25 protein-coding genes are annotated in these 21,085 nt (G+C 63.4%); 12 read left to right on the forward strand and 13 right to left on the reverse strand.

The features are described 5' to 3' along the window. Positions 1-50 precede the first annotated feature (50 nt). Positions 51-1,022 (forward strand): magnesium and cobalt transport protein CorA, encoded by a 972-nt coding sequence (locus F6X62_RS21470; RefSeq protein ID WP_153774630.1) that lies wholly within the window; start codon positions 51-53, stop codon positions 1,020-1,022. A 74-nt stretch (positions 1,023-1,096) separates the two neighbouring features. Here the strand turns inward: F6X62_RS21470 and F6X62_RS21475 are convergent, their stop codons facing one another. Next, positions 1,097-1,831 (reverse strand): amidotransferase, encoded by a 735-nt coding sequence (locus tag F6X62_RS21475; RefSeq protein WP_151925534.1) that lies wholly within the window; start codon positions 1,829-1,831, stop codon positions 1,097-1,099. 526 nt (positions 1,832-2,357) lie between these two features. Between F6X62_RS21475 and F6X62_RS21480 the strand changes: the two genes are divergently transcribed. Beyond that, positions 2,358-3,158, forward strand: coding sequence for a cytochrome c (locus F6X62_RS21480; RefSeq protein ID WP_153774631.1), 801 nt, complete (start codon positions 2,358-2,360; stop codon positions 3,156-3,158). A gap of 37 nt (positions 3,159-3,195) precedes the next feature. Here the strand turns inward: F6X62_RS21480 and F6X62_RS21485 are convergent, their stop codons facing one another. The 4 genes from F6X62_RS21485 to F6X62_RS21500 form a co-directional block, all read right to left on the reverse strand. Beyond that, positions 3,196-3,528, reverse strand: coding sequence for a ribonuclease E inhibitor RraB (locus F6X62_RS21485; protein WP_151925532.1), 333 nt, complete (start codon positions 3,526-3,528; stop codon positions 3,196-3,198). Positions 3,529-3,711: 183 nt separating this feature from the next. After that, positions 3,712-3,948, reverse strand: a complete 237-nt coding sequence (locus F6X62_RS21490) for a hypothetical protein (protein ID WP_125931685.1) — start codon at positions 3,946-3,948, stop codon at positions 3,712-3,714. A 178-nt stretch (positions 3,949-4,126) separates the two neighbouring features. Beyond that, positions 4,127-6,205: an LTA synthase family protein gene (locus F6X62_RS21495; RefSeq protein ID WP_153774632.1), complete on the reverse strand. Its 2,079-nt coding sequence runs from the start codon at positions 6,203-6,205 to the stop codon at positions 4,127-4,129. Between the two features lie 151 nt (positions 6,206-6,356). Next, the gene (locus F6X62_RS21500) at positions 6,357-6,548 is read right to left on the reverse strand and encodes a PLDc N-terminal domain-containing protein (RefSeq protein ID WP_054891979.1); all 192 of its coding nucleotides are present in this window, start codon (positions 6,546-6,548) and stop codon (positions 6,357-6,359) included. A 128-nt stretch (positions 6,549-6,676) separates the two neighbouring features. On the opposite strand from F6X62_RS21500, the gene F6X62_RS21505 reads away from it, so the two are divergent. Then, entirely contained in the window at positions 6,677-7,615 is a 939-nt protein-coding gene (locus F6X62_RS21505; RefSeq protein WP_125931683.1) for a ZIP family metal transporter, read from the forward strand. A 57-nt stretch (positions 7,616-7,672) separates the two neighbouring features. On the opposite strand, the gene F6X62_RS21510 is transcribed toward F6X62_RS21505, so the two are convergent. Both F6X62_RS21510 and F6X62_RS21515 read right to left on the reverse strand, forming a co-directional pair. Beyond that, positions 7,673-8,203: a hypothetical protein gene (locus tag F6X62_RS21510; protein ID WP_054891981.1), complete on the reverse strand. Its 531-nt coding sequence runs from the start codon at positions 8,201-8,203 to the stop codon at positions 7,673-7,675. A 55-nt stretch (positions 8,204-8,258) separates the two neighbouring features. Next, positions 8,259-8,780, reverse strand: coding sequence for an ankyrin repeat domain-containing protein (locus F6X62_RS21515; protein ID WP_153774633.1), 522 nt, complete (start codon positions 8,778-8,780; stop codon positions 8,259-8,261). Between the two features lie 268 nt (positions 8,781-9,048). Here F6X62_RS21515 and F6X62_RS21520 point away from each other — a divergent pair, with 268 nt between their 5' ends. Next, a complete protein-coding gene (locus F6X62_RS21520; RefSeq protein WP_054891983.1) occupies positions 9,049-9,321 on the forward strand; it encodes a DUF3509 domain-containing protein in 273 nt (90 codons plus the stop codon). A 75-nt stretch (positions 9,322-9,396) separates the two neighbouring features. Here F6X62_RS21520 and F6X62_RS21525 read toward each other — a convergent pair whose 3' ends face one another. From F6X62_RS21525 to aroC, 3 genes are all read right to left on the reverse strand, one after another. Continuing rightward, positions 9,397-9,927, reverse strand: a complete 531-nt coding sequence (locus F6X62_RS21525; RefSeq protein WP_151925530.1) for an oxidase — start codon at positions 9,925-9,927, stop codon at positions 9,397-9,399. Continuing rightward, the gene (locus F6X62_RS21530) at positions 9,927-11,081 is read right to left on the reverse strand and encodes an MFS transporter (RefSeq protein ID WP_153774634.1); all 1,155 of its coding nucleotides are present in this window, start codon (positions 11,079-11,081) and stop codon (positions 9,927-9,929) included. Before F6X62_RS21530 ends, F6X62_RS21525 begins: the two co-directional genes overlap by 1 nt. Before the next feature lie 100 nt (positions 11,082-11,181). Next, positions 11,182-12,273, reverse strand: coding sequence for a chorismate synthase (gene aroC / locus F6X62_RS21535; protein ID WP_063545745.1), 1,092 nt, complete (start codon positions 12,271-12,273; stop codon positions 11,182-11,184). A gap of 122 nt (positions 12,274-12,395) precedes the next feature. Here aroC and F6X62_RS21540 point away from each other — a divergent pair, with 122 nt between their 5' ends. Next, positions 12,396-13,367 (forward strand): alpha/beta hydrolase, encoded by a 972-nt coding sequence (locus F6X62_RS21540; protein WP_232233641.1) that lies wholly within the window; start codon positions 12,396-12,398, stop codon positions 13,365-13,367. Positions 13,368-13,507: 140 nt separating this feature from the next. Next, complete coding sequence (locus tag F6X62_RS21545) at positions 13,508-14,290, forward strand: hypothetical protein (protein WP_054891987.1); 783 nt, start codon at positions 13,508-13,510, stop codon at positions 14,288-14,290. Between the two features lie 39 nt (positions 14,291-14,329). Here F6X62_RS21545 and prmB read toward each other — a convergent pair whose 3' ends face one another. Continuing rightward, positions 14,330-15,238 carry a 50S ribosomal protein L3 N(5)-glutamine methyltransferase gene (gene prmB / locus F6X62_RS21550; RefSeq protein WP_054891988.1) on the reverse strand — a complete coding sequence of 303 codons (909 nt, stop codon included), beginning with the start codon at positions 15,236-15,238 and terminating at the stop codon, positions 14,330-14,332. Positions 15,239-15,414: 176 nt separating this feature from the next. Here prmB and F6X62_RS21555 point away from each other — a divergent pair, with 176 nt between their 5' ends. From F6X62_RS21555 to F6X62_RS21575, 5 genes are all read left to right on the forward strand, one after another. Continuing rightward, positions 15,415-16,005, forward strand: a complete 591-nt coding sequence (locus tag F6X62_RS21555; RefSeq protein WP_153774635.1) for a cysteine hydrolase family protein — start codon at positions 15,415-15,417, stop codon at positions 16,003-16,005. 80 nt (positions 16,006-16,085) lie between these two features. Beyond that, positions 16,086-16,406 (forward strand): hypothetical protein, encoded by a 321-nt coding sequence (locus F6X62_RS21560; RefSeq protein WP_054891990.1) that lies wholly within the window; start codon positions 16,086-16,088, stop codon positions 16,404-16,406. A gap of 70 nt (positions 16,407-16,476) precedes the next feature. Continuing rightward, complete coding sequence (locus F6X62_RS21565) at positions 16,477-17,037, forward strand: Smr/MutS family protein (RefSeq protein ID WP_054891991.1); 561 nt, start codon at positions 16,477-16,479, stop codon at positions 17,035-17,037. 69 nt (positions 17,038-17,106) lie between these two features. Then, positions 17,107-17,652 (forward strand): GTP cyclohydrolase I FolE, encoded by a 546-nt coding sequence (folE, locus tag F6X62_RS21570; protein WP_054891992.1) that lies wholly within the window; start codon positions 17,107-17,109, stop codon positions 17,650-17,652. Positions 17,653-17,728: 76 nt separating this feature from the next. Beyond that, complete coding sequence (locus F6X62_RS21575) at positions 17,729-18,100, forward strand: glutaredoxin (RefSeq protein ID WP_153774636.1); 372 nt, start codon at positions 17,729-17,731, stop codon at positions 18,098-18,100. A 40-nt stretch (positions 18,101-18,140) separates the two neighbouring features. Here the strand turns inward: F6X62_RS21575 and F6X62_RS21580 are convergent, their stop codons facing one another. Then, positions 18,141-18,743: a glutathione S-transferase family protein gene (locus F6X62_RS21580; RefSeq protein ID WP_153774637.1), complete on the reverse strand. Its 603-nt coding sequence runs from the start codon at positions 18,741-18,743 to the stop codon at positions 18,141-18,143. 142 nt (positions 18,744-18,885) lie between these two features. Between F6X62_RS21580 and F6X62_RS21585 the strand changes: the two genes are divergently transcribed. After that, complete coding sequence (locus tag F6X62_RS21585) at positions 18,886-20,076, forward strand: benzoate/H(+) symporter BenE family transporter (protein ID WP_063545749.1); 1,191 nt, start codon at positions 18,886-18,888, stop codon at positions 20,074-20,076. Positions 20,077-20,209: 133 nt separating this feature from the next. Here the strand turns inward: F6X62_RS21585 and F6X62_RS25705 are convergent, their stop codons facing one another. Then, entirely contained in the window at positions 20,210-21,085 is an 876-nt protein-coding gene (locus F6X62_RS25705) for a methyl-accepting chemotaxis protein (protein WP_371926324.1), read from the reverse strand.

Here is a 21,085-nt window from a genome sequence, read left to right on the forward strand (position 1 = left end):
CGCAGCACGGCCCAAGCTGTCGGGGTGTCCAACCGAAGAAGCAGGCAACCATGGGTCGAGTCGTCGCAGCGGCGGTGTACAGCGCCGGGAGAAAGGTCACCAACATCAGCCTCGACGAGGGCAGCGAATGGGCACGCAAGCCTGGGCACTTCGTCTGGATAGGCCTGGAGGAGCCCAACGCCCAGGAGCTGGCCAACCTGCAGCGCCAGTTCGGCCTGCACGAACTGGCCATCGAGGACGCGCTGGAGAAGCACAGCCGCCCCAAGCTCGAAACCTTCGGCGACGCGCTGTTCATCGTCACCTATTCGCCGGTGCGCCATGAGGGCAAGCTGGAGTTCATCGAGACCCACATCTTTGCGGGCAACGGCTACATCATCACCTGCCGCAACGGCCATTCGAAATCCTACGCCCTGGTACGTCAGCGCTGCGAAGCGCGGCCGCTGCTGCTCGAGCATGGCGAGGACTTCGTGCTCTACGCCCTGCTCGACTTCGTCACCGAAAACTACCAGCCCGTCAGCGAGGCGATCCATGGCGAGATCGAGGAGCTGGAGCAAAGCGTGCTCAGCGGCTCGCTGCAAGAGCAGGACATCCGCCGCCTGCACAGCTTGCGGCGCGACATCCTGCGCTTGCGCCGCTACGTGGCGCCGATGGTGGAGATCGGCGAAGAGCTGCAGCGCCTGAGCTTTCCTTTCATCGACAAGAACATGCGCCCGTACTTTCGCGACGTGCAGATCCACGTCACGCGGCAGATGGAGGACCTTGTCGGCATCCGCGACATCGCCAGCCAGACCATCGAGATCGGCATGCTACTGGAGTCGTCACGCCAGAGCATCGTGCAGCGCAAGTTCGCTGCCTGGGCGGCAATACTCGCCTTCCCCACGGCCATTGCCGGGATCTACGGGATGAACTTCCAGAACATGCCGGAGCTGAGCTGGCACTATGGGTACTTTGCGGTGCTGGGCGTGATCGGGGCGGGATGTGCAGGGCTGTATGCGAGCTTCAAGCGCTCGGGATGGTTGTAACGGGCTAGCTAGCGAGTCGTTCTTTTCGCGGCGGCGCCATACAAGCCCGCGAAAAGAACGACGCAGCGGCAGGCTCAGGCCGCGCTCTGCTTGCCCTTGCGCGGTTGCTGGACGAACCGCAGCATCCACTCGCCCACCAGATCGCCCTGGTGCTCGGTGGCCAGGCTCGCCACCGCCTGGTGATACACCTCATCCCCCAGAACGTCCTGGCGCGCATCGAGCAGCGCACGGGAATAGTCGTGGACAAACTCCGGATGCCCCTGGAAGCACAGCACCTGGTCACCCACGTGATAGGCCGCATTCGGGCAGAAATCGCTGGAGGCGATCAGGGTTGCGCCTTCAGGCAACGCGGTCACCTGGTCCTGATGGCTGATCAGCAGGGTCAGTTCGGTCACCTCAGGGTCCATCCATGGCGCGTGGGCAGCCAGGCTGTAGCGGTGGATACCCAGACCCCAGCCGCGATCGGCGCGCTCAGCCTTGCCGCCCAGCACCAGCGCCAGCACCTGGTGACCAAAACAGACCCCCAGCAGCTTCTCGCCCCGCTCATAAAGCTTGAGCAGGTAGGCCTTGAGGGTCTGGATCCAGGGATCAGTACCGAACGAGTCGGCCTTGCTGCCGGTTACAAGGTAGGCATCGAAGGTTTCACCTTCGGGCGGATACTCGCCGTTCATCACGTTGAAGACGCGAAACTCGGCGGCGATCGGCTGACGCGAGAACAGCTGCTCGAACATCCTTCCGTAGCCCCGATACTGCGCGGTCAACTCCGGTCGCAGGACATCGGTTTCAAGGATGCAGATGCGTAACGACATAGGGATAGCCCTGAACGACATGTGGTGGAATCTGATGTAGAGACTGACGCGAAAGACACGTACAAGCAAGAGGTGTGCACTGACGAACGGTCACCTGGCAGGCCCTGCCCCTACAGGATCCTCGATGTGTCTAGTCAGAGCATGCCAGCTAAATGGCCAATGGCCTCATAACGTTCGGAAATGCCTGTTGACACGCTTAGAACAAAGGGTTCTCAAACAAGGCCGGTGTTCGCCCTACTGTTGGGGTAGGCATCCACGCAAGAGGCACGCAAGGCCTGCGTTTCATACGCCATAGTGATCGACCCGACGCAAGACAAGGAAGCCAAAGGCTATTCAGGAATAACAACAAGAAGGCGGTCCGCCATGTTCAGACAATCGAAAGTACGCCAAGCCGGACTCATACTCTTCGCCACCACGTTGCTGCTGATCCTGCCGAACCTGACACGCTTGTTCGGCTGAAGGCAGCGGTGGCATTCGCACGCCGCGCAAGGGTAATCTGCCGACCTTTCCGGGTTGGAGATCGCTCATGCGCCATTGCCTGAGTTTGCTGTTGCTGTTGGTCAGCCTGCCACTGGCGGCTGCGCAATTGACACTGGAGCTGGGCAACGGTCAACGCCAATGGCAGTCCGAGCAATTGCTCGAGCACCCGCAGGCGCGTGCTATCGACATCCCTCAGGACGTCGCCTACAAACGCCCCATGCATTACCGTGCGGTGCCGCTGGCGACCCTGCTCGAAAGGGTGAAGCCCGGCGATCACCTGCAAGCGGTGGCACTGGATGGTTTTGCCGCGGAGATGCCCGCTGCGCAGCTGCTGCAGGAAGGCCCGGCCCGGGCCTGGGTGGCCGTCGAAGATCCGCGCCAGCCATGGCCAGCGCTGGCCCAGGACAAGCCCGGCGCCGGCCCGTTCTACCTGGTCTGGACCAACCCGCAGGCAAGTGGCATCCGCCCCGAACAATGGCCCTACCAGATCGCCAGCATCCGTCGCCTGGCGCCGGTCGCCGAGCGCTTCCCTGCCCTGCTGCCTGCGCCCGAGCTTCCCGCGCAAGACCCGGTACGCCAGGGTTTTGCGTTGTTCCAGCAGAACTGCCTGGCCTGTCATCGCCTCAACGGTGCGGGGGATGCCCAGTTCGGGCCGGACCTGAACCTGCCGCACAACCCCACCGAATACTTCCAGCCGGGTTACCTGCGCCTGTACATTCGCGATCCGCAGAGCCTCAGGCAGTGGCCGCAGGCACGCATGCCGGGGTTCTCGAAGGATGTGTTGAGCGAGCAGGAGCTCGATGCGCTGATCGCCTACCTCGGGCACATGGCCAAGCGGCGACCTTGAGAGGAATGCGCGGGGCCGCAGCGCAGCCCCGAACGCGTCAGGCGATGGGTCTTTCCTGTTTGACGCCCCAACCCTCGACCTCGCCTCCCAGCGGCGAAATCACCGCCTCGAAGGCCTCCTCGAAAGCCCCGATCCCTCGGTAGGTGGCGTACATGACCTTGCTCAGCTCCAGGTGCCAGGCGCCGTCATCGCGCTCGTGTACCTGGGCATTGATCGACTCTCCGCGGAATTGCCCCGCGGCCCGGCGTGCCCCGACTTCGTCTGGAAAAGTGGCATAGAACTCGATGGGATGGATCTGGGTGAAGTCGAAACCACCCGCTTTCATCTGGCGAAGCACGCTGCTGCTGATGTCTTCGTTCTGGCTGCTCATGAAACGTCCTCCTGAAAAACCCAAGGGATAGACTTTCCGTGCACTACGCACCTGCCGGCAGCCCGCAAGGGGCCTGGCAGTTCGAGCTGATGCAAGACGCGAATGAAAACGGCGTAGACCCGCAGAAGACCGACGCCTCTGTCCAGCGTAGTGCGGATGACGGCACCTTGCCAGGTGCCCCGTTCAGGGCGCTTCGTGGATGGTGGTGATGATCACGCCGTTCTGCTCCTTGAGCCACAGCGCGGTAGGGGAAGGTTTTCGGTCCTGGAAGTCGTTGAGGTCCAGTTCATCCATGAGCGGAAACAGCTTGGAGCGGATGGCCCGCGCCGCATCCTCTTCACTGGGCAGGTGCTCGCTTTTGAGCAGCAGGGACTGCGGTACACCTTTCTGATCAGCAAAGATGACTTCCCACTCTTTCATTGATCGACCCTCTTGGAAGCACAACGGTGAGTGATATCCGTACTTAGCTGACCATACACAAAGGCTGATGTTCAGAGTGGCTGAGGGATGGAGATGAAGATTTCTTCAGCAAGCGATGACAGATGCCGTAAATGAAAAAGCCCGCCATCATCGGCGGGCTTCTGCTTACGGGCAAGCGTTACTCAGGCTTGCCGTGAACCACGCCGGCGGTGTTGTCCAGCAGGCTCTTGGTCGCGGTCTGGATATAGGCCTCGAGCTTCTTGAGCATCTCAGGCTGATCCGGGCTCTCGATCAATTCGGCCTTGAACTCACGCCCCAGCTGGTAGCGATACATCCGCGGCGTCATGTCCTTGGACTCGATGAGGATGTGATCCCCCTGCACCAGGCCAACGATCTGCTCGCTGCCCGATGGCTTGATCATGCCCACGCCCTGGTCACCGGCAGGCAGGTTCAGCAGATCACGGCCCCAGCACTGGTGACGGGTGTCGCCACCCAGGCGACCCATGATGGTCGGCACGATATCGACCTGGGTGCCGACGGTGTGGTTGACCGCACCGAACTTGTCCTGGATACCCGGTGCGATGAGCAGCAGCGGCACGTTGAAACGACCCAGGTCCAGCTCGGTAACCTGCTGGTGGTTGCCAAAACCATGGTCGCCGACGATCACGAACAGGGTCTCCTTGAAGTAGGGCTCCTTGCGCGCCTTCTCGAAGAACTGGCCCAAAGCCCAGTCGGAGTAGCGCATGGCAGTCAGGTGCTCGTCCAGGCGGCCCTGCCCTGTGACCTTCTCTACCGGCAGGTCCTTGGGCAAGGCGTACGGGGTGTGGTTGGAGAGCGTCTGCAGCAAGGCGTAGAACGGTTTCTTGCCGTAGTTGTGGGCCAGCTCCTGGTTGGCACGGTCGAACATGTCCTGGTCCGAAACGCCCCAGGTCGGGTCGGAGAACACCGGATTGACGAAGTCGTTGCGGCCGATGAAGGTGGTCATGCCCTGGTTGCCGAAGAACCCGGACTGGTTGTCCCAGGCGAAGTCGCCGTTGTAGACGTAGACATCGTCGTAGTCACGGGCGCTGAGCAGCGCCGGCAGGCCCGAGAGCTTGTGCCCGCCCTCGGGAGTCTGCATCAGGTACTCGAAGCCCGGCAGGTTGGGGAAGCACGCCATGGTGGCGAACATGCCCTGGTGAGTGTGGGTGCCGTTGGAGAAGAAGCGATCGAACAACAGCCCTTCCTTGGCCAGCTTGTCGAAGTACGGGGTGATGTTGTTCGGACTCCCCAGGGCGCCCACCGAGTGACCGGCGAAGCTCTCCATGAGGATCACCACCACGTTCTTGATCGGCAGGGTGTTGCCGGCCGGCGGCACGAAGTCGCGGCGGATGGCCGCCTGGTCGGCATCGACCAGCGTGTCGTTGGGGGTCAGCAGCAGGTCACGCACGCTTTGCTGGGCGACTCCGGTTTCCAGCACCGGTTTCCAGATATTGGCGCGGTCTTCGCCGAAACGGCTCTTGGCGGCGTCGATCAGCGTCAAGGTGCCGTTCAGGCCCAGCTGGTTGACGAAGTTGGAGTCGGTGGTGAAAGCGTCACCCCAGCGCATGGGTGGGCCCTGGCGCAGGGTGCCACGGGCGGCGACCACTGCCACCAGCAGGATGACCATGAACACCGCCAGGCGGCCGTACCAGGGTGCGACACGGCGCTGAGCGACGATCTGGCCGCTGCCCTGGCCACCACGAGTCAAACGGTCGATGCCCTTGAACAGCAGGCTCAGCAGCCAGGTGCCGAACAGCCACGCCAGCAGGTAGCGAACCACCGGGAAACCGTACCAGAGCATGCTCATGACGGTCTTGGGGTCTTCCTGGATGTACTGGAAGACCAGGCCGTTCAGGCGCTGGTGGAATTCACGGTAGAAATCCAGTTCCATCAGGCCAAGGAACATCACGATGCTGGAGCTGACGGTCAACCAGAAACGGAAAAAGCCGCGCCGCGCCATGGCCCAGGGGCTGTTAAGGGCCAGCAGTAGCGGGATGCTCAGGTACACCACCACCCGCAGGTCGAAGCGCAGGCCGTTGAGGAAGCCTTCGGCCACCGTGGAGTACGGGGTGTCGCCGATCATGTCGCTGTTGTAGATCAGCAGCGCCAGGCGCACCAGGCTGAGCATCAGCATGATCAGCAATCCGCTGAGCAAGGTGTAGGCGAGGTGCGATTTGAGAGTCGGCGAGAACGGTGCCGACGCGGCCCGTTGCTTCAAGGCATCCGTGTTAGCCATGAATGGGAAGATCCTAGGATTTCGGGTTGGGAAAGGCGCTGGACGCAGCCTCGCAGTCCTGTGCCGGACAATCGCCGGCAAGGGCCCATACATTAAATGTGCGGCGCGGAGTTTGGTTAATGCCGTGTGAAAATTTTGTCACGATGAACGGTCAGAGCCGAACGTTGCCCCGCGGACCGGCAATTGCCCAGATGATCAGGCCCAGCACCGGCAACAGCAGGATGAGCAGAATCCACAGGATCTTGATCCCTGTCTCGCTGCCGCTTTTCAGCACGTTGATGATCGCCCAGATATCCAGGGCCAGAATGACCAGCCCGACCAGGCTGTTGAAGGTAGACCCCATGCTGCAACTCCTGCGTGAACGTTCCTGTGGCTGAGCATAGCCTGCTATCGGCGCGATAGAAGGGAATCCTTGGCCGGGCTCGCAGGTCACTGGATAAACTGCTGTCATCCATCGCTTTCGAGGTTCCCATGCCACCCGCCCACAGCCACAGCGCCGCCACCCCTTCTCTCATCGATGCCTGGCGCCAGCAAGCGCTGAGTACCCCCTGGCTCAGTGCAGGCCTTGGGCTGAGCCTGCTGGCGATCGTACTCCTGCTGCTGGCCAGCCTGTGGAATGCCGTCAACGGCGATCACTCACAGAACCTGCACCTGGCGGCGCTGGGCGGGCTATCGGGTTTTGGCGCCACGGCCTTGGGCGCGGTGCTGGCCGTTGTGCTGCGCGATGTCAGTGCTCGCAGCCAGGATGTGATGCTGGGTTTTGCTGCCGGCATGATGCTCGCCGCCAGTTCGTTCTCGCTGATTCTGCCGGGTCTGGATGCGGCACGGGAAATCACCGGCAACGGCCCCGCCGCTGCGGGCGTCGTCGTGCTGGGTATGGGCCTGGGGGTGTTGCTGATGCTCGGCCTGGACCGATTCACCCCACACGAGCACGAGAGCACAGGCCCTTGTGGGCCCGACGCCGAACGAATCAGCCGGGTGTGGCTGTTCGTGCTCGCCATTACCCTGCACAACCTGCCCGAGGGCATGGCCATCGGCGTGAGTTTCACCAACGGTGACATGAGCATCGGCCTGCCGCTGACCAGCGCCATCGCAATCCAGGACATTCCCGAAGGCCTGGCCGTGGCCATGGCCCTGCGCGCCACAGGATTGTCGAATTTCAAGGCCGCGCTGGTGGCGATCGGCTCTGGCCTGATGGAGCCGCTGGGGGCAGTGATCGGCCTGGGCATCTCTACTGGCTTCGCCCTCGCCTACCCGATCAGCATGGGCCTGGCAGCGGGCGCGATGATCTTCGTGGTGTCGCACGAGGTGATTCCGGAAACTCACCGCAACGGCCACCAGACCTCGGCAACGCTGGGCCTGATGGGCGGCTTTGCGGTGATGATGTTTTTGGATACTGCGCTGGGCTGATCTGCGGGAACCCCATGAGGGCGGCGCTCGCCGCCCCTGCAACAGGCAATCGCCGCGTCAGACGTGCACCGCGACCTTCAAGGCCTCCAACGCCGGCTCCACCTTGATGCCCAACTCGGCGCCCAGCTCCAGCACGCGCGCCAGGTCCTGCTGACCGACCATCACCATCTGCAGCTCGTCATCGAGCAACTGGCTGAAGTTCAGCAGCACATAGCCGCCCGCTTCCTTGTTCAGTGCACCCATCTGCACCTGGATGCGGTTGAGCGCGGTCAGCGGCTCGGTACGTGCCAACTGCTTGGGCTTGAGGGTGAAGGGCACGCTCTTGTCGAACGAATCGCTGATCGCCTGGAACAGGTCCTGGTAGCTGTCGGCTTGGAACACCACGGTGTCCGGCAGACTGCCGAGCACCACCCATTCGCCCAGCGGGATCGGGAAACTGTCGTCGTAGTTGATGTCGGGATTGGCCGCAAGAAAAGCGGCAGGGTCGGCGTAAGCCTGGGCGGCCTCGTCGGCGATACGCTCGATGTCCGCCTCGCGCAGGCAACCGGCGCCGATGAGGCTGATGAATTCGAGCAACTGGTTTTTCATGGGGGGCCCTGCTTGGCGAATGGCGAAAAAGGCGCCAAGGATACCCCCCGAGGTGTCAGCCGACCAGCGCCTGCAGGCGAGCGGCCGCTTCGCTGGCACCCATGGTCTGCGCCGCGACCAGCGCGGTAGCGCCACGCGCATCCTGGCGGGCCGGGTCGGCGCCCTGGGCCAGGAGATAGTCGAGGATTTCGCTGCGGTTGAACATCGCTGCCAGCATCAATGCCGTGCGGCCATCGACGGCTGCCGCGTCCACCGGCACCCCGTGCTCGATGAACAGCCGGATCATCGCCAGGTCGCCCTTGAAGGCAGCACCAGCAATCGGTAATTGGCCATTGTCGTTGGCGATCAAGGGATCTGCGCCATGGGCCAGCAGCACCTTCACCGCCTCATGATGACCGTGATAGCTCGCCAGCATCAGCAAGGTGTCGCCCTTGTGATTGCGCAGGTTAGCCGGCAGGCCACCGTCAAGCAGGCGCTCGAGCATGGCGGCATCGCCTCGGCGGGCACGCTCGAATACTTCTTCAGCGAAGGCGGCGGATTCTTCTTCGGTCATCGCGGTGGGCTGTTGGTCGGACATCTGGAACCTCCTGACAAGTGTGTTGGCCCAATTTTGTGTCAGGCCGTCGCCGGGCAGCAAAGGTTCAGATTCTATGGGACCGAGAGGCAGGCTCTATGACCTTGCAAAATGCACTGTGCAAAATGCACGACCATGCACAATGCCCGGCAGTCAATCCCGCGAATCAAATTAACTAATTGTTTTTAAAGGAATTTATTTTATATCAAAGCCTGGCACGGTCACTGCAACCATCAACTCACGTCTGCAAACCTACACGTCAGGAGTTGATATGGACCTCATCCAGGAAAAATTCGTTTCGGTCTTCCCGGCCTATCAGGTCGACACCAAGTCCCGTCCGGACGGCGGCATCCTGCTGACCCTGCGCGCCGCCGACGGCACGGTGACTCGTCGTGTGCTTTCCTATGCGCAACTGCACAGCGCCGAGCAACTGTCCTGGGCCATCAGTGCCATTCGCCGCGACCTGGCCGAGCAAGCCAGCGAACTGCCTGTTATCTCCATGCTGCAAAGCCAGCAACGTTTCGCCCTGCCGACCTATCGTTGACAGTGCCGCCCGTTTCGCGGGGCAATCCTCCTTCCACGAAGGGATTCTGTGGGAAGAGGATTGCCCCGCGATCTATTACAGCTCGCTCATCCCTGCAAACTGTCGTGCCTGCTCGTCGCCGGTCATGCGGATGCCCTGCTCGTTGCCAAACAAGCGCACGGCCAGGCAGAACGGTGTATCGCCCAGATCGATCCAGCGTCGAGTCTGCGCAGGCACTACCAGCACATCGCCCTTCTCGCACAGCAGCGCAAATACCTGCTCACCCAGACGCAGGCTGATTTGGCCTCGCCCGCTCACCATCGCGAATACCTCGACGGCGTCATGCACGTGCTCATCACGCAGGTCGACTTCGGTCGGCTGATCGCCGTCTCGGTTCAGCAGCATCAGGGTCTGGCAACCGTGCGTGGTCATCAACATGTCGATCAGGCCACCGGCCTCCTCGCGCACTTGGGCCTCGGCGCTGCCTGGGCGAATGCGCAGGCCGTGGTCGTGCCGTGCAAATTGCACGCCCTGCTCGGCCAGGGTGGCGGCAATGTCTTCATGGTGGGTCAGCACCTTGTTCGCCAGCTGCGGGCTGCTGGAATGAAAAACGCTGAGAATGCTCATCAGGGGCTGTTCCTGGTCTGTTGCGAACGAAGGGCAATGATAACGGCTGCAGCCAGCGCTGCGACGCTGGCCATACCAAAGGTGAACTGCGGGCCGAGCAGTTTCCAGCTGTAGCCCGAATAAAGCGCACCCAGCGCGCCACCGGTGCCGGACAGCGCCGCATACAGCGCCTGGCCCTGCCCCTGCTGGCGAGCGCCAAAGCTGGACTGGACGAAGGCGATGGAGGCCGCGTGGAAGCAGCCGAAGGTGGCTGCGTGCAGCAACTGGGCAAGGATCAGCACCGCCGGAATATCGGCAAGGCTGCCCAGCAGCAGCCAGCGCAACGAGGCCAGCAAGAAGCTCGCCAGCAACACGCTGCGCACCGGGAAGCGCGCAAAGATCCGGCTCATCAGCATGAACATCAGCACCTCGGCGACCACCCCGAGCGCCCACAGCAGGCCAATGGCGCCGCGGCTGTAGCCCAGGTGTTCCAGGTGCAAGGTGAGGAAGGTGTAGTACGGGCCGTGGCTGAGCTGCATCAGCGCCACGCAGATATAGAACGCCAACACGCCCGGAGCCGCCAGTTGCTTGAGAAAGCCCTCTGCCCCGCGCCGTTCGGCGTGCTCGACCGGTTGGGCATTGGGCACCCACAGGCTGGCAATGACGATGCCGCCCATGATGCTGACCATCGCCAGCGGGTAGATGTCCAGGCTCAACCATTCGAACAACCGCCCCAACCCGACCACGGTGAGGATGAAACCGATCGAGCCCCATAGCCGGACCTGGCTGTAGCGCGAGGTCTGCCCATGCAGATGCGCCAGAGTGATCACTTCGAACTGCGGCAGCACCGCATGCCAGAAGAACGCGTGCAAGGCCATGACCAGCGCCAGCCAGGCGTAGCTCTTGGCGAAGAAGATCAGGGAAAAGGTCGCCAGCGTACACAGGGCCCCCAGGCGCACGATCAGCAGGCGCCGACCGCTGCGGTCACCCAGCCAGCCCCACAGGTTGGGGGCGATGCAGCGCATGAGCATGGGGATCGCCACCAGCTCGCCGATGCGTGCCGGGGAAAAGCCGAGGTGGTCGAAGTACAGGGCCAGGAAAGGTGCGGTGGCACCGAGCAAGGCGAAGTAGCAGAGGTAGAAGCTGGACAGACGCCAGTATGGGATGGGGTGCATGGATGGGCCTTGTGGGGACCTGTACAGGCCTCTTCGCGAGCAAGTCGGAGCGGCGGTTCGGCGCTCCGACTTGCCCGCGAAGAGGCCGTGCCTGGCTAGATCAGAGCTGGCCCAGCACCGGGGTGTTGACCTTCACCTCGGCATTCTGCGCACGGTGGCGCAGCAGGTGGTCCATCAGCACGATGGCCATCATCGCCTCGGCGATCGGCGTGGCGCGAATGCCCACGCACGGGTCATGGCGCCCCTTGGTGATGACGTCGACCGGGTCCCCATTGACGTCGATCGAGCGGCCCGGCACGGTGATGCTCGAGGTTGGCTTGAGTGCCAGGTGGGCAACGATCGGCTGACCCGACGAAATACCCCCGAGAATGCCGCCGGCGTTATTGCTGAGGAAGCCTTCTGGCGTGAGCTCGTCGCGGTGCTCGCTGCCGCGCTGGGCGATGCTGGCGAACCCGGCACCGATCTCCACGCCCTTGACCGCGTTGATGCTCATCAGCGCGTGGGCCAGTTCGGCGTCGAGGCGGTCGAAGATCGGCTCGCCCAGGCCCGGCATCACGCCCTCGGCGACCACGGTGATCTTCGCGCCGACCGAATCCTGGTCACGGCGCAGTTGATCCATGTAGGCCTCAAGCTCAGGGACTTTGTCCGGGTCGGGGCTGAAGAAGGCATTCTGCTCGACGCTGTCCCAGGTCTTGAAGGGGATTTCGATCGGGCCCAACTGGCTCATGTAGCCGCGCACGCGAATGCCTTGGGTGGCCAGGAACTTCTTGGCGATGGCACCAGCCGCCACGCGCATGGCGGTTTCACGGGCCGAGCTGCGGCCACCGCCGCGGTAATCACGGATGCCGTACTTGTGGTGATAGGTGTAGTCGGCGTGGGCCGGGCGGAACAGGTCCTTGATGGCCGAGTAGTCCTTGGACTTCTGGTCGGTGTTGCGGATCAGCAGGCCAATCGAGCAACCGGTGGTACGACCTTCGAACACCCCGGAGAGGATTTCGACTTCGTCGGCTTCCTGACGCTGGGTGGTGTGCCGACTGGTACCGGGCTTGCGACGATCCAGGTCGTGCTGCAGGTCGGCCAGCGAAATTTCCAGGCCCGGCGGGCAGCCGTCGACGATGGCGACCAGCGCGGGGCCATGGCTTTCGCCTGCGGTGGTGACGGTGAACAGCTTGCCGTAGGTATTGCCGGACATGGACGCTCCGCGAAAATCAGCCTGAACTTGAAAGAGGCCGCCAGTATACGGAAAGCCACAGCTTTGCGAAAAAAATCGCGAGAACCTTCGTTCGCACCCCAGGTCAAATCGAACATCTCCCCATGCAGTATCCGAAGATGCGCATCGTCGCCCTGCTCCTGCTGTTGTTCACAAGCCTGGCCCAGGCCGCCGCCCCTACCGTGCTCAAGCATCCCATCGACCTGGACACCGGCCATGGCGTGCTGCACGGCAGCCTGTTGTTGCCGCTGCAGGACACACCGCCGCCGGTGGCGCTGATCATCGCCGGCTCCGGGCCCACCGACCGCGACGGCAACAACCCGGCATCCGGGCGCATCGACAACCTAAAACGCCTGGCCCAACTGCTCGCCAACGAGCACATCGCCAGCGTGCGCTACGACAAGCGCGGGGTCGCCGCCAGCCAGCCGGCGGCGCCCGACGAACGCGACCTGAGCGTCGAAGGTTATGTCGCCGATGTCGTGGCCTGGGCGCACAAGCTGCAAGCCGACCCACGCTTCGGCCCGGTGATCCTGATCGGCCACAGCGAAGGCGCGCTGATCGCCAGCCTCGCCGCCAATCAAGCCGGTGCCAGCGCGGTGATCACGCTGGCCGGCAGCGGCCGCCCCATTGCCGATGTGCTGCGTGAACAACTGGCCCAGCGCCTGTCGCCGGCGCAACTTGCCCGCGGCAACAGCCTGTTAGACCGCCTGCAGGCCGGCCAGACCAGCCTGGATGTGCCCACGCCCTTGCGCGAGGTGTTTCGACCGACGGTGCAGCCCTACCTGATCTCACTGTTCCGCCAGGACCCGGCCAGGGCCTTCTCGCGTTTGCAGGTACCGGCACTGATCGTCCAGGGCCGCAACGACGTGCAGGTCGAGGTCGACGACGCCGAGCGCCTGAAAGCCGCCAAACCGGACGCCGAGCTGGTGCTGATCGATGGCATGAACCATATGCTGCGCATCAGCCCGCGAGCGATGAGCGAGCAGCGCGACAGTTACAGCAATCCTGACCTGCCCCTGGCCCACGAGCTGGGCGAGCGGATCGTCGCCTTCATCCACCGCTTGCAGTCCGCCTGACACTTTTACCCCTCAGGTCTTGCCCGGTGCTGCCGATAATGCATGGCAAGAGGCGGTGATGCCAAAGAGCCTTATCGTGCAGCAAGCGTTGCGCGCACAGGCATGGCATCACCCGGCCCGTGCACTTGAGGATTGCCCTGATGACCGATGCACCCGCCGCCGAGGCGATCGAAGAACAACCACCGGAAAGCGCGCCGCTGCCCTGGGCGGACCTGGCCGCCGAGCACTTTCAGCTGCTGCGCCTGGCGCCGCTGCCCACCGACCGCAACAGCGGCGCGCGACCGCTGCGTTTCGTGCAGTTCGGCTACGCCGAGCGCCACGACAAGGCCAACAGCCTGCTGCGCATGGAAATCCTGCTGCCAGGCCAGAAGGTACGCAAGGAGCAGAACCGCCTTGACGTGCGGGTCGACCATGAACAGCGTGTCGTGCGCATCGGTGACGACGCCGGCCTGCAACTGGAGCCACTCAACCGCGGCCTTGGCCGCTACGTGCTGGCCCAGGCCGTGCAATGGCTGCAGCGCAAATGGTCGCACTACCAGGTCGAGGGCATGGCCCTGCCCAGCAAGGATGCCCTCAACGAAGACTCGCGCCTGCGTCGCGACCACGTGCTGCGCAGCGTAGGGCTGGAGGTGGAGTATGCCGACGGCCAGATGCTCAAGGCCCGAACCGTCGAAACGGCGGTCGGCCAGCTCAAGAGCGCCTGGAGCAACGAGAAGGTGCAGCGCGTCGACATGCTCGAAGCGGCGACCATGCTGCAACAGGCAGAGCAGAAACTGCAGGAGAAGGAAGCGCAACTGCGCGAGCGCGACGAGCGTGTGGCCAAGTACCGCCGCGAGGATAGCGGCCTGCGCTTCACCATCACCTGCCTGGTCGCCTTTGCGGTGTTCCAGGCCGGCCTGCTGATCTGGATTGCCACTCGCTGACGCCCGATCGCGGGGGGCATGCCCCCCGCGACCGAAGCCTCATACCCGCGAAGCAAACAACTCCTGGTGGTCCCGGCATTGCTGCGCCGTCAGCATGAACACGCCGTGGCCACCGCGCTCGAAGTCCAGCCAGGCGAAGTCCACCTCCGGGTAGAGGGCTTCGACATGGACCTGGCTGTTGCCCACCTCGACAATCAACAAGCCCTTCTCGGTCAGGTGATCAGCGGCCTCGGCAAGCATGCGTCGCACCAGGTCCAGACCGTCGTTGCCGCAGGCCAGGCCAAGCTCGGGCTCGTGGTGGTACTCGGTGGGCATGTCGGCGAAATCCTCGGCGTCGACATAGGGCGGATTGGACAGGATCAGGTCGAAACGCTGGCCCGGGAGCCCGGCAAAACCATCGCCCTGCACGGTGAATACACGCTGGTCGAGGCCGTGGCGCTCGATATTCTGATTGGCCACTTCGAGCGCGTCGAAGGACAGATCGGCCAGTACCACTTCGGCCTCCTGGAACACATCGGCGGCAACGATTCCGATGCAGCCGGAGCCGGTGCACAGGTCGAGGATCCGCGCCGGCTCGCTGGCCAGCCACGGCTCGAAGCGCTTCTCGATCAGTTCGCCGATCGGGGAACGTGGTATCAGTACCCGCTCGTCGACGATGAACGACATGCCGCAGAACCACGCCTCGCCCAGCAGGTAGGCGGTCGGTACCCGCTCCTCGATACGTCGCTTGAGCAAGTGCTGCAGACGCACCCGTTCGTCATCCTCCAACTGGCAGTCCAGGTAGCTGTCGGCCACCTCCCAGGGCAAATGCACGGCACCGAGCACCAAGAGGCGGGCCTCGTCCCAGGCGTTGTCGGCGCCATGACCGAAGAACAGCTCGTGCTCATGGAAGCGGCTGACCGCCCAGCGGATGTGGTCGCGCAGGGTGCGCAGGCGGGATGTGATCACGGAGTACTCCTTTTCAGACTGTGCGAAAGTCTAACAGCCCCCCGGCTGAAATGTTCCACCGGTTCCCGTTCGGATAGCCACAGGCCAGTAACCATGCCGTCTGCGTTGTCAACCATTCACATTGGCGCCGAGGCAAGGGAGAATAGAGGGATAAAAGCCCTTCCAAGGAGCCCTTGATGTCCGTTCCAACCACGATGTTCCGCCTCACCGGCCGCGATTACCCGCCGGCCAGGCTGAGCCAAGCCAGCCTGATCGTCATCGACGCGCAAAAGGAGTACCTGAGCGGTCCACTGGCGCTGTCGGGCATGGACGAGGCCGTGGCGAACATTGCCAAGTTGCTCGAGGCTGCCCGCAAGGCCGGACGCCCGATTATCCATGTCCGCCACCTCGGCACCGTCGGTGGCCGCTTCGACCCGCAGGGTGTGGCCGGCGAATTCATTCCGGGCCTCGAGCCGCAAGGCGACGAAATCGTCATCGAAAAGCGCATGCCCAACGCGTTCAAGAACACCAAGCTGCACGAGACGCTGCAGCAGCTTGGCCACCTGGACCTGATCGTCTGCGGTTTCATGAGCCACTCCAGCGTCAGCACCACGGTGCGCCGTGCCAAGGACTATGGTTATCGCTGCACCCTGGTGGAAGACGCCTCGGCCACCCGTGACCTGGCGCTCAAGGATACGGTCATTCCGGCCGCGCAGATCCACCAGTGCGAGATGGCCGTGATGGCCGACAACTTTGCCTGTGTCGCCCCGACCGCCAGCCTGATCTGACCGCGCAACCGCCCGGCAGCCGGGCGGAACCCGACGGGCGAGCACAGGTCTGATTCCGGATACCTACAGAGGAACACGGAATGAAGCTCAAAGGCAGTTTCGATGCCAAGCGCCTGCGCCCGCGCGAGCCGGGCAACTGGGGCGCGCGCCTGGCTGCCGGCCTGTCCGCCCTGCTCGCCACCCTGGGCATCCTCCTGGCCATGGCCGGTTTCGCCGGACTGCTGGGCAACTACCAGGCCCTGGCCGAACTCAATGCCAACCGCCCCTTGTCGGCCATTCTCACGGTGATCGGGTTGCTGATGCTGTACCTGGGGGTGCGCTTCTGGCGGCGCAGCCGCATTCGCCTGCGCCGAGGGCGGGAGCTGAACCTGTCGCCGCACTTGATGAAAAAGCATGATTGAGCGTTGACCAGCGCGCTGCTGACGACGCAGGGCCGTTCGCGTAGAATACGCCGCCCACGTGGAGGCACACATGCAAGACGACGACTTTTCCCTCTTCCGCAGCGAGGTGCGTGGCGTCAAGCCCATCGCACACGACCGCGCCGAAGTCGGCAAGCCCAAGGCCGACCGCAAGCAGCTGGCCGGCCTGCGCCAGGCCGCTACCGTGCGCAGCGACCAGCCGCTGGTGGTCGATGGCATGTCGGACCAGTTCGTCATCGACGTTGGCGCTGAAGACGAACTGATGTGGCGCCGCGACGGCGTGCAGGAAAGCCAGATTCGCAAGCTCAAGCTCGGCCAGATCGCCTTCGAGGGCAGCCTCGACCTGCACGGCATGACCGTTGAACGCGCGCGCGAAACGCTCTGGGACTTCATCGCCGAAGCCACCAAGCTGGAAGTGCGCTGCGTGCGGGTCACCCATGGCAAGGCTGCGCGCATCGACGGCAAGCGCCCTATGATCAAGAGCCACGTCAACACCTGGCTGCGCCAGCACCCGCAAGTGCTCGGTTTCGTCTCTTGCCAGGCCCGTCATGGCGGCACCGGCGCCTTGTACGTGATGCTCAAGCGGACCATGCTCGACGGTCGCGACGAATGACATCACGCTTGCAGCGCCGCGTTTGCCGCCGTAACCTTCGTTTTTGCGTTTTTTCCCACAGGTAGATCCATGTCCCTGGAACAGAACTACACCGAGATCCTCAGCCAGATCGGCGAGGACGTCTCCCGTGAGGGCCTGCTCGACACGCCCAAGCGGGCCGCAAAGGCCATGAAGTACCTTTGCCGCGGTTATGAACAAACCCTGGAAGAAGTCACCAACGGTGCGCTGTTCACTTCGGACAACAGCGAGATGGTGCTGGTCCGGGACATCGAGCTCTATTCGATGTGCGAACACCACATGCTGCCGTTCATCGGCAAGGCCCATGTGGCCTACCTGCCCAAGGGCAAGGTGCTGGGGTTGTCCAAGGTGGCACGGATCGTCGACATGTACGCACGTCGCCTGCAGATCCAGGAAAACCTCAGCCGCCAGATCGCCGAGGCCGTGGAGAAGGTTACCGGCGCCGCAGGCGTTGCGGTGGTCATCGAGGCCAAGCACATGTGCATGATGATGCGCGGTGTCGAGAAACAGAATTCGAGCATGATCACTTCGGTGATGCTTGGCGAGTTCCGCGAGAACGCCGCCACCCGCAGTGAATTCCTCAGTCTGATCAAGTGATCGGACTCTGCGCGAAGCCGACCCCTCGGGGTCGGCTTTTTATTTTCCGTTGTGCACCACAGATCAGGAGTTGCCCATGATCGTCAAAGCCCTGCGAGTCGGCCTCGGCCAGCTCATCGTGTTCGGCGACTGGATCAGCCGCCCGGCCAAGCGCAAGCGCGACGCCGCCGCCCAGGCCAAGGTCGAGCAGCAGGCCAAGGGGCTGGCGCTGTACCAGTTCCATGCCTGCCCGTTCTGCGTCAAGACCCGCCGCGCCCTCCACCGCCTCAACGTGCCGGTGGCACTGCGCGATGCGAAGAACGACCCGCAACACCGCCAGGCACTGCAGGAAGGCGGCGGCCGGGTAAAGGTGCCGTGCCTGCGTATCGAAGAGGACGGCAAGGTGACCTGGATGTATGAGTCCAAGGACATCATTGGCTATCTGGAAAAGCGCTTCGGGTCGGTCTGAGCCTGGCGCAGTCACAAGGACTGCGCCGCTGCCAAGCCGATCAATCCACCATCGGCACATGCCGCGGATGGCTGGCAACCCGCTCAAGCCAAGCCCTCACCCCCGGATACTCGGCCAGGTCGAAGCCACCCTGTTGCGCCACGTGGGTGTAGGCATACAACGCCACATCGGCGATCGAGTACTGCTCGCCCACCAGGTACGGCGTCATCTGCAACTGGCGCTCCATCACCTTGAGCGCCTTGTAGCCGCCCTTGTGCAACTTGCGGTACTCCTCGAGGCGCTCATCCGGCAATCCCAGGTAGAACTGGATGAAACGCGCCACGGCAATGTAAGGCTCGTGGCTGTACTGCTCGAAGAACTGCCATTGCAGCACCTGGGTACGCAAGCGCGGCTCGACCGGCAGGAACTCGCTGCCGTCGGCGAGGAAGTTGAGGATCGCGTTGGACTCCCACAGGCAGGTACCGTCTTCGAGCTCCAGCACCGGCACCTTGCCATTGGGGTTTCTGGCCAGGAACTCGGGGGTCTCGGTCTCGCCTTTGAGAATGTCGACCGAGTGCCACTCATAGGGGCGCCCCAGAAGATTCAGCATCAACTTGATCTTGTAGCAGTTGCCCGACTGGTAATCCCCATAAACCTTGTACATCGCCCCTCCCCTCCTGTGCAGTTGCAGGTCAGCGCCCAATAGTTGGGGACTGTACGGCTAAATGCAATGACTGCTGTATGGCAAGCTTCCGATTCGCCCGCGTTAGTCTGAAAAAACTGCTTACATGAACAAGGAATGCCCCATGACCGACGCCACTTCCACGCGTCTGCGCCCACTGGCGGACAGCGCCCCATCGGCGGTGGTCGCCGGTTTCATCGCCATGCTGACCGGCTATACCAGTTCCCTGGTGCTGATGTTCCAGGCTGGCCAGGCCGCTGGGTTGACCACCGCGCAGATTTCCTCGTGGATATGGGCGCTGTCGATCGGCATGGCGGTGTGCAGCATCGGCCTGTCGCTGCGCTATCGCACCCCAATCACCGTGGCCTGGTCGACGCCGGGCGCAGCGTTGCTGATCACCAGCCTTGGCGGTGTCAGCTATGGCGAAGCCATCGGCGCGTACATTACCTGCGCCGTGCTGGTGCTGGTCTGCGGCTTGACCGGCAGTTTCGAGCGCCTGGTGCGGCGTATTCCGGCGTCGCTGGCGTCGGCCTTGCTGGCAGGGATCCTGTTCAAGATCGGCAGTGAAATCTTCGTCGCCGCCCAGCATCGCACCCTGCTGGTACTGGGCATGTTCTTCAGCTACCTGCTGGTCAAGCGCCTGTCACCGCGCTATTGCGTACTGGCCGCGCTGGTGGTCGGCACGACGCTGTCCGGCATCCTGGGGCTGCTGGACTTCAGCCACTTCAACCTGGAGGTGGCAAAACCGGTCTGGACCACGCCGAGCTTCTCGTTGGCAGCGACCATCAGCATCGGCATCCCGCTGTTCGTGGTGGCGATGACTTCGCAGAACATGCCCGGAGTTGCCGTGCTGCGCGCCGACGGCTACCAGGTGCCGGCCTCACCGCTGATCTCGGCGACCGGCTTCGCCTCGCTGCTGCTGGCCCCCTTCGGTTCGCACGGGGTCAACCTGGCGGCCATCAGCGCGGCGATCTGCACCGGCCCGCACGCCCATGAAGACCCGGCCAAGCGCTATACCGCGGCAGTCTGGTGCGGAATCTTCTATGGTATCGCCGGGGTGTTCGGCGCGACCTTGGCGGCGCTGTTCGCGGCGCTACCGAAGGAGCTGGTGCTGTCGATTGCGGCGCTGGCGCTGTTCGGCTCGATCATGAACGGGTTGACCGTGGCGATGAGCGAAGCGCGGGAGCGTGAGGCGGCGCTGATCACCTTCATGGTGACGGCCTCGGGGCTGACGCTGTTTTCGATCGGTTCGGCGTTCTGGGGGATCGTGGCGGGGGTGATTACCTTGCTGATACTGAGTCCGCGCAAGGGGTAAAGGTTATTGGTTGCCTGTACCGACCTCTTCGCGGGCAAGCCCGCTCCCACAGAGGTCCAGCAGTATTGAAGGCTGCGCCGTACCTGTGGGAGCGGCGGTTCGCCGCTGCGACTTGCCCGCGAAGAGGCCAGCCTCATCCCAAGCGGAAATGCCCCACCATCCCCTTCAACTCATCCCCCAACTGCGCCAGCTCCACACTCGACCGCGCATTGTCCTGCATCGCCAGCGCCGCCTGATCCGCACTACCGCGAATCTGCGTGACGCTGCGGCTGATCTCCTCGGCCACCGAGCTTTGCTGCTCCGCTGCGGCAGCGATCTGCTGGTTCATCTGCTGGATCAGCGACACGGCCGAGGCGATGCTACCCAGGGCGCTTTCGGTGTGCAGCGCATCAGCCACGGCCATGCGCACCAGCTCGGTACTGCCACGAATCTGCGCCACCGATTGCTGGGCGTTGCCGCGCAGGCTGGCCACCAGGCGCTCGATCTCCTCGGTCGACTGCCGGGTACGCCGTGCCAAGGCCCGCACTTCGTCAGCCACTACGGCAAAACCACGGCCCTGCTCACCAGCGCGCGCGGCCTCGATCGCCGCGTTGAGCGCCAGCAGGTTGGTCTGCTCGGCGACGCTCTTGATCACCTCCAGCACATCGCCGATGGTGTGGATCTCGGCACTCAGGCTGTCGATACCGGAGCTGGCGGCTTCCGCAGCCTCGGCCAGCTGTTCGATGCGCTGCATGCTCTGGCGTACCACCTGCTGGCCGGACTCGACCTTGTCGTCGGCATCCTGCGCCGCTTGCGCTGCCTCCTCGGCGTTGCGCGCCACATCGTGCACGGTCGCAGTCATCTGCTGCATCGCGGTGGCGACCTGTTCGGTCTCCTCCTTCTGGCTGCCGACCTCACGGTTGGTCTGCTCGGTCACCGCCGATAGCGCCTGGGCATTGCCGGCCAGTTGTTCGATGCCCTGCTGCAATCCGCTGACGATACCTGACAGCCCCGCCGCCATCTGCTGCAT

It is taken from the genome of Pseudomonas sp. MNR3A (genome assembly GCF_009650575.1).
GTDB classification, from domain to species: domain Bacteria; phylum Pseudomonadota; class Gammaproteobacteria; order Pseudomonadales; family Pseudomonadaceae; genus Aquipseudomonas; species Aquipseudomonas machongensis.

What these genes read in the sequence shown, in the direction of transcription:
- F6X62_RS21475 (WP_151925534.1), bottom strand. Translation starts at nt 1,831, where the DNA reads ATGTCGTTACGCATCTGCATCCTTGAAACCGATGTCCTGCGACCGGAG.
- F6X62_RS21515 (WP_153774633.1), bottom strand. Translation starts at nt 8,780, where the DNA reads ATGTCCGACCAACAGCCCACCGCGATGACCGAAGAAGAATCCGCCGCC.
- F6X62_RS21555 (WP_153774635.1), top strand. Translation starts at nt 15,415, where the DNA reads ATGTCCGTTCCAACCACGATGTTCCGCCTCACCGGCCGCGATTACCCG.
- F6X62_RS21580 (WP_153774637.1), bottom strand. Translation starts at nt 18,743, where the DNA reads ATGTACAAGGTTTATGGGGATTACCAGTCGGGCAACTGCTACAAGATC.
- F6X62_RS21545 (WP_054891987.1), top strand. Translation starts at nt 13,508, where the DNA reads ATGACCGATGCACCCGCCGCCGAGGCGATCGAAGAACAACCACCGGAA.
- F6X62_RS21500 (WP_054891979.1), bottom strand. Translation starts at nt 6,548, where the DNA reads ATGGGGTCTACCTTCAACAGCCTGGTCGGGCTGGTCATTCTGGCCCTG.
- F6X62_RS21565 (WP_054891991.1), top strand. Translation starts at nt 16,477, where the DNA reads ATGCAAGACGACGACTTTTCCCTCTTCCGCAGCGAGGTGCGTGGCGTC.
- F6X62_RS21560 (WP_054891990.1), top strand. Translation starts at nt 16,086, where the DNA reads ATGAAGCTCAAAGGCAGTTTCGATGCCAAGCGCCTGCGCCCGCGCGAG.
- aroC (WP_063545745.1), bottom strand. Translation starts at nt 12,273, where the DNA reads ATGTCCGGCAATACCTACGGCAAGCTGTTCACCGTCACCACCGCAGGC.
- F6X62_RS21525 (WP_151925530.1), bottom strand. Translation starts at nt 9,927, where the DNA reads ATGAGCATTCTCAGCGTTTTTCATTCCAGCAGCCCGCAGCTGGCGAAC.
- F6X62_RS21490 (WP_125931685.1), bottom strand. Translation starts at nt 3,948, where the DNA reads ATGAAAGAGTGGGAAGTCATCTTTGCTGATCAGAAAGGTGTACCGCAG.
- F6X62_RS21495 (WP_153774632.1), bottom strand. Translation starts at nt 6,205, where the DNA reads ATGGCTAACACGGATGCCTTGAAGCAACGGGCCGCGTCGGCACCGTTC.
- F6X62_RS21510 (WP_054891981.1), bottom strand. Translation starts at nt 8,203, where the DNA reads ATGAAAAACCAGTTGCTCGAATTCATCAGCCTCATCGGCGCCGGTTGC.
- F6X62_RS21505 (WP_125931683.1), top strand. Translation starts at nt 6,677, where the DNA reads ATGCCACCCGCCCACAGCCACAGCGCCGCCACCCCTTCTCTCATCGAT.
- folE (WP_054891992.1), top strand. Translation starts at nt 17,107, where the DNA reads ATGTCCCTGGAACAGAACTACACCGAGATCCTCAGCCAGATCGGCGAG.
- F6X62_RS21520 (WP_054891983.1), top strand. Translation starts at nt 9,049, where the DNA reads ATGGACCTCATCCAGGAAAAATTCGTTTCGGTCTTCCCGGCCTATCAG.
- F6X62_RS21480 (WP_153774631.1), top strand. Translation starts at nt 2,358, where the DNA reads ATGCGCCATTGCCTGAGTTTGCTGTTGCTGTTGGTCAGCCTGCCACTG.
- F6X62_RS21485 (WP_151925532.1), bottom strand. Translation starts at nt 3,528, where the DNA reads ATGAGCAGCCAGAACGAAGACATCAGCAGCAGCGTGCTTCGCCAGATG.
- F6X62_RS25705 (WP_371926324.1), bottom strand. Translation starts at nt 21,085, where the DNA reads ATGCAGCAGATGGCGGCGGGGCTGTCAGGTATCGTCAGCGGATTGCAG.
- F6X62_RS21540 (WP_232233641.1), top strand. Translation starts at nt 12,396, where the DNA reads ATGCAGTATCCGAAGATGCGCATCGTCGCCCTGCTCCTGCTGTTGTTC.
- F6X62_RS21575 (WP_153774636.1), top strand. Translation starts at nt 17,729, where the DNA reads ATGATCGTCAAAGCCCTGCGAGTCGGCCTCGGCCAGCTCATCGTGTTC.
- F6X62_RS21585 (WP_063545749.1), top strand. Translation starts at nt 18,886, where the DNA reads ATGACCGACGCCACTTCCACGCGTCTGCGCCCACTGGCGGACAGCGCC.
- F6X62_RS21470 (WP_153774630.1), top strand. Translation starts at nt 51, where the DNA reads ATGGGTCGAGTCGTCGCAGCGGCGGTGTACAGCGCCGGGAGAAAGGTC.
- F6X62_RS21530 (WP_153774634.1), bottom strand. Translation starts at nt 11,081, where the DNA reads ATGCACCCCATCCCATACTGGCGTCTGTCCAGCTTCTACCTCTGCTAC.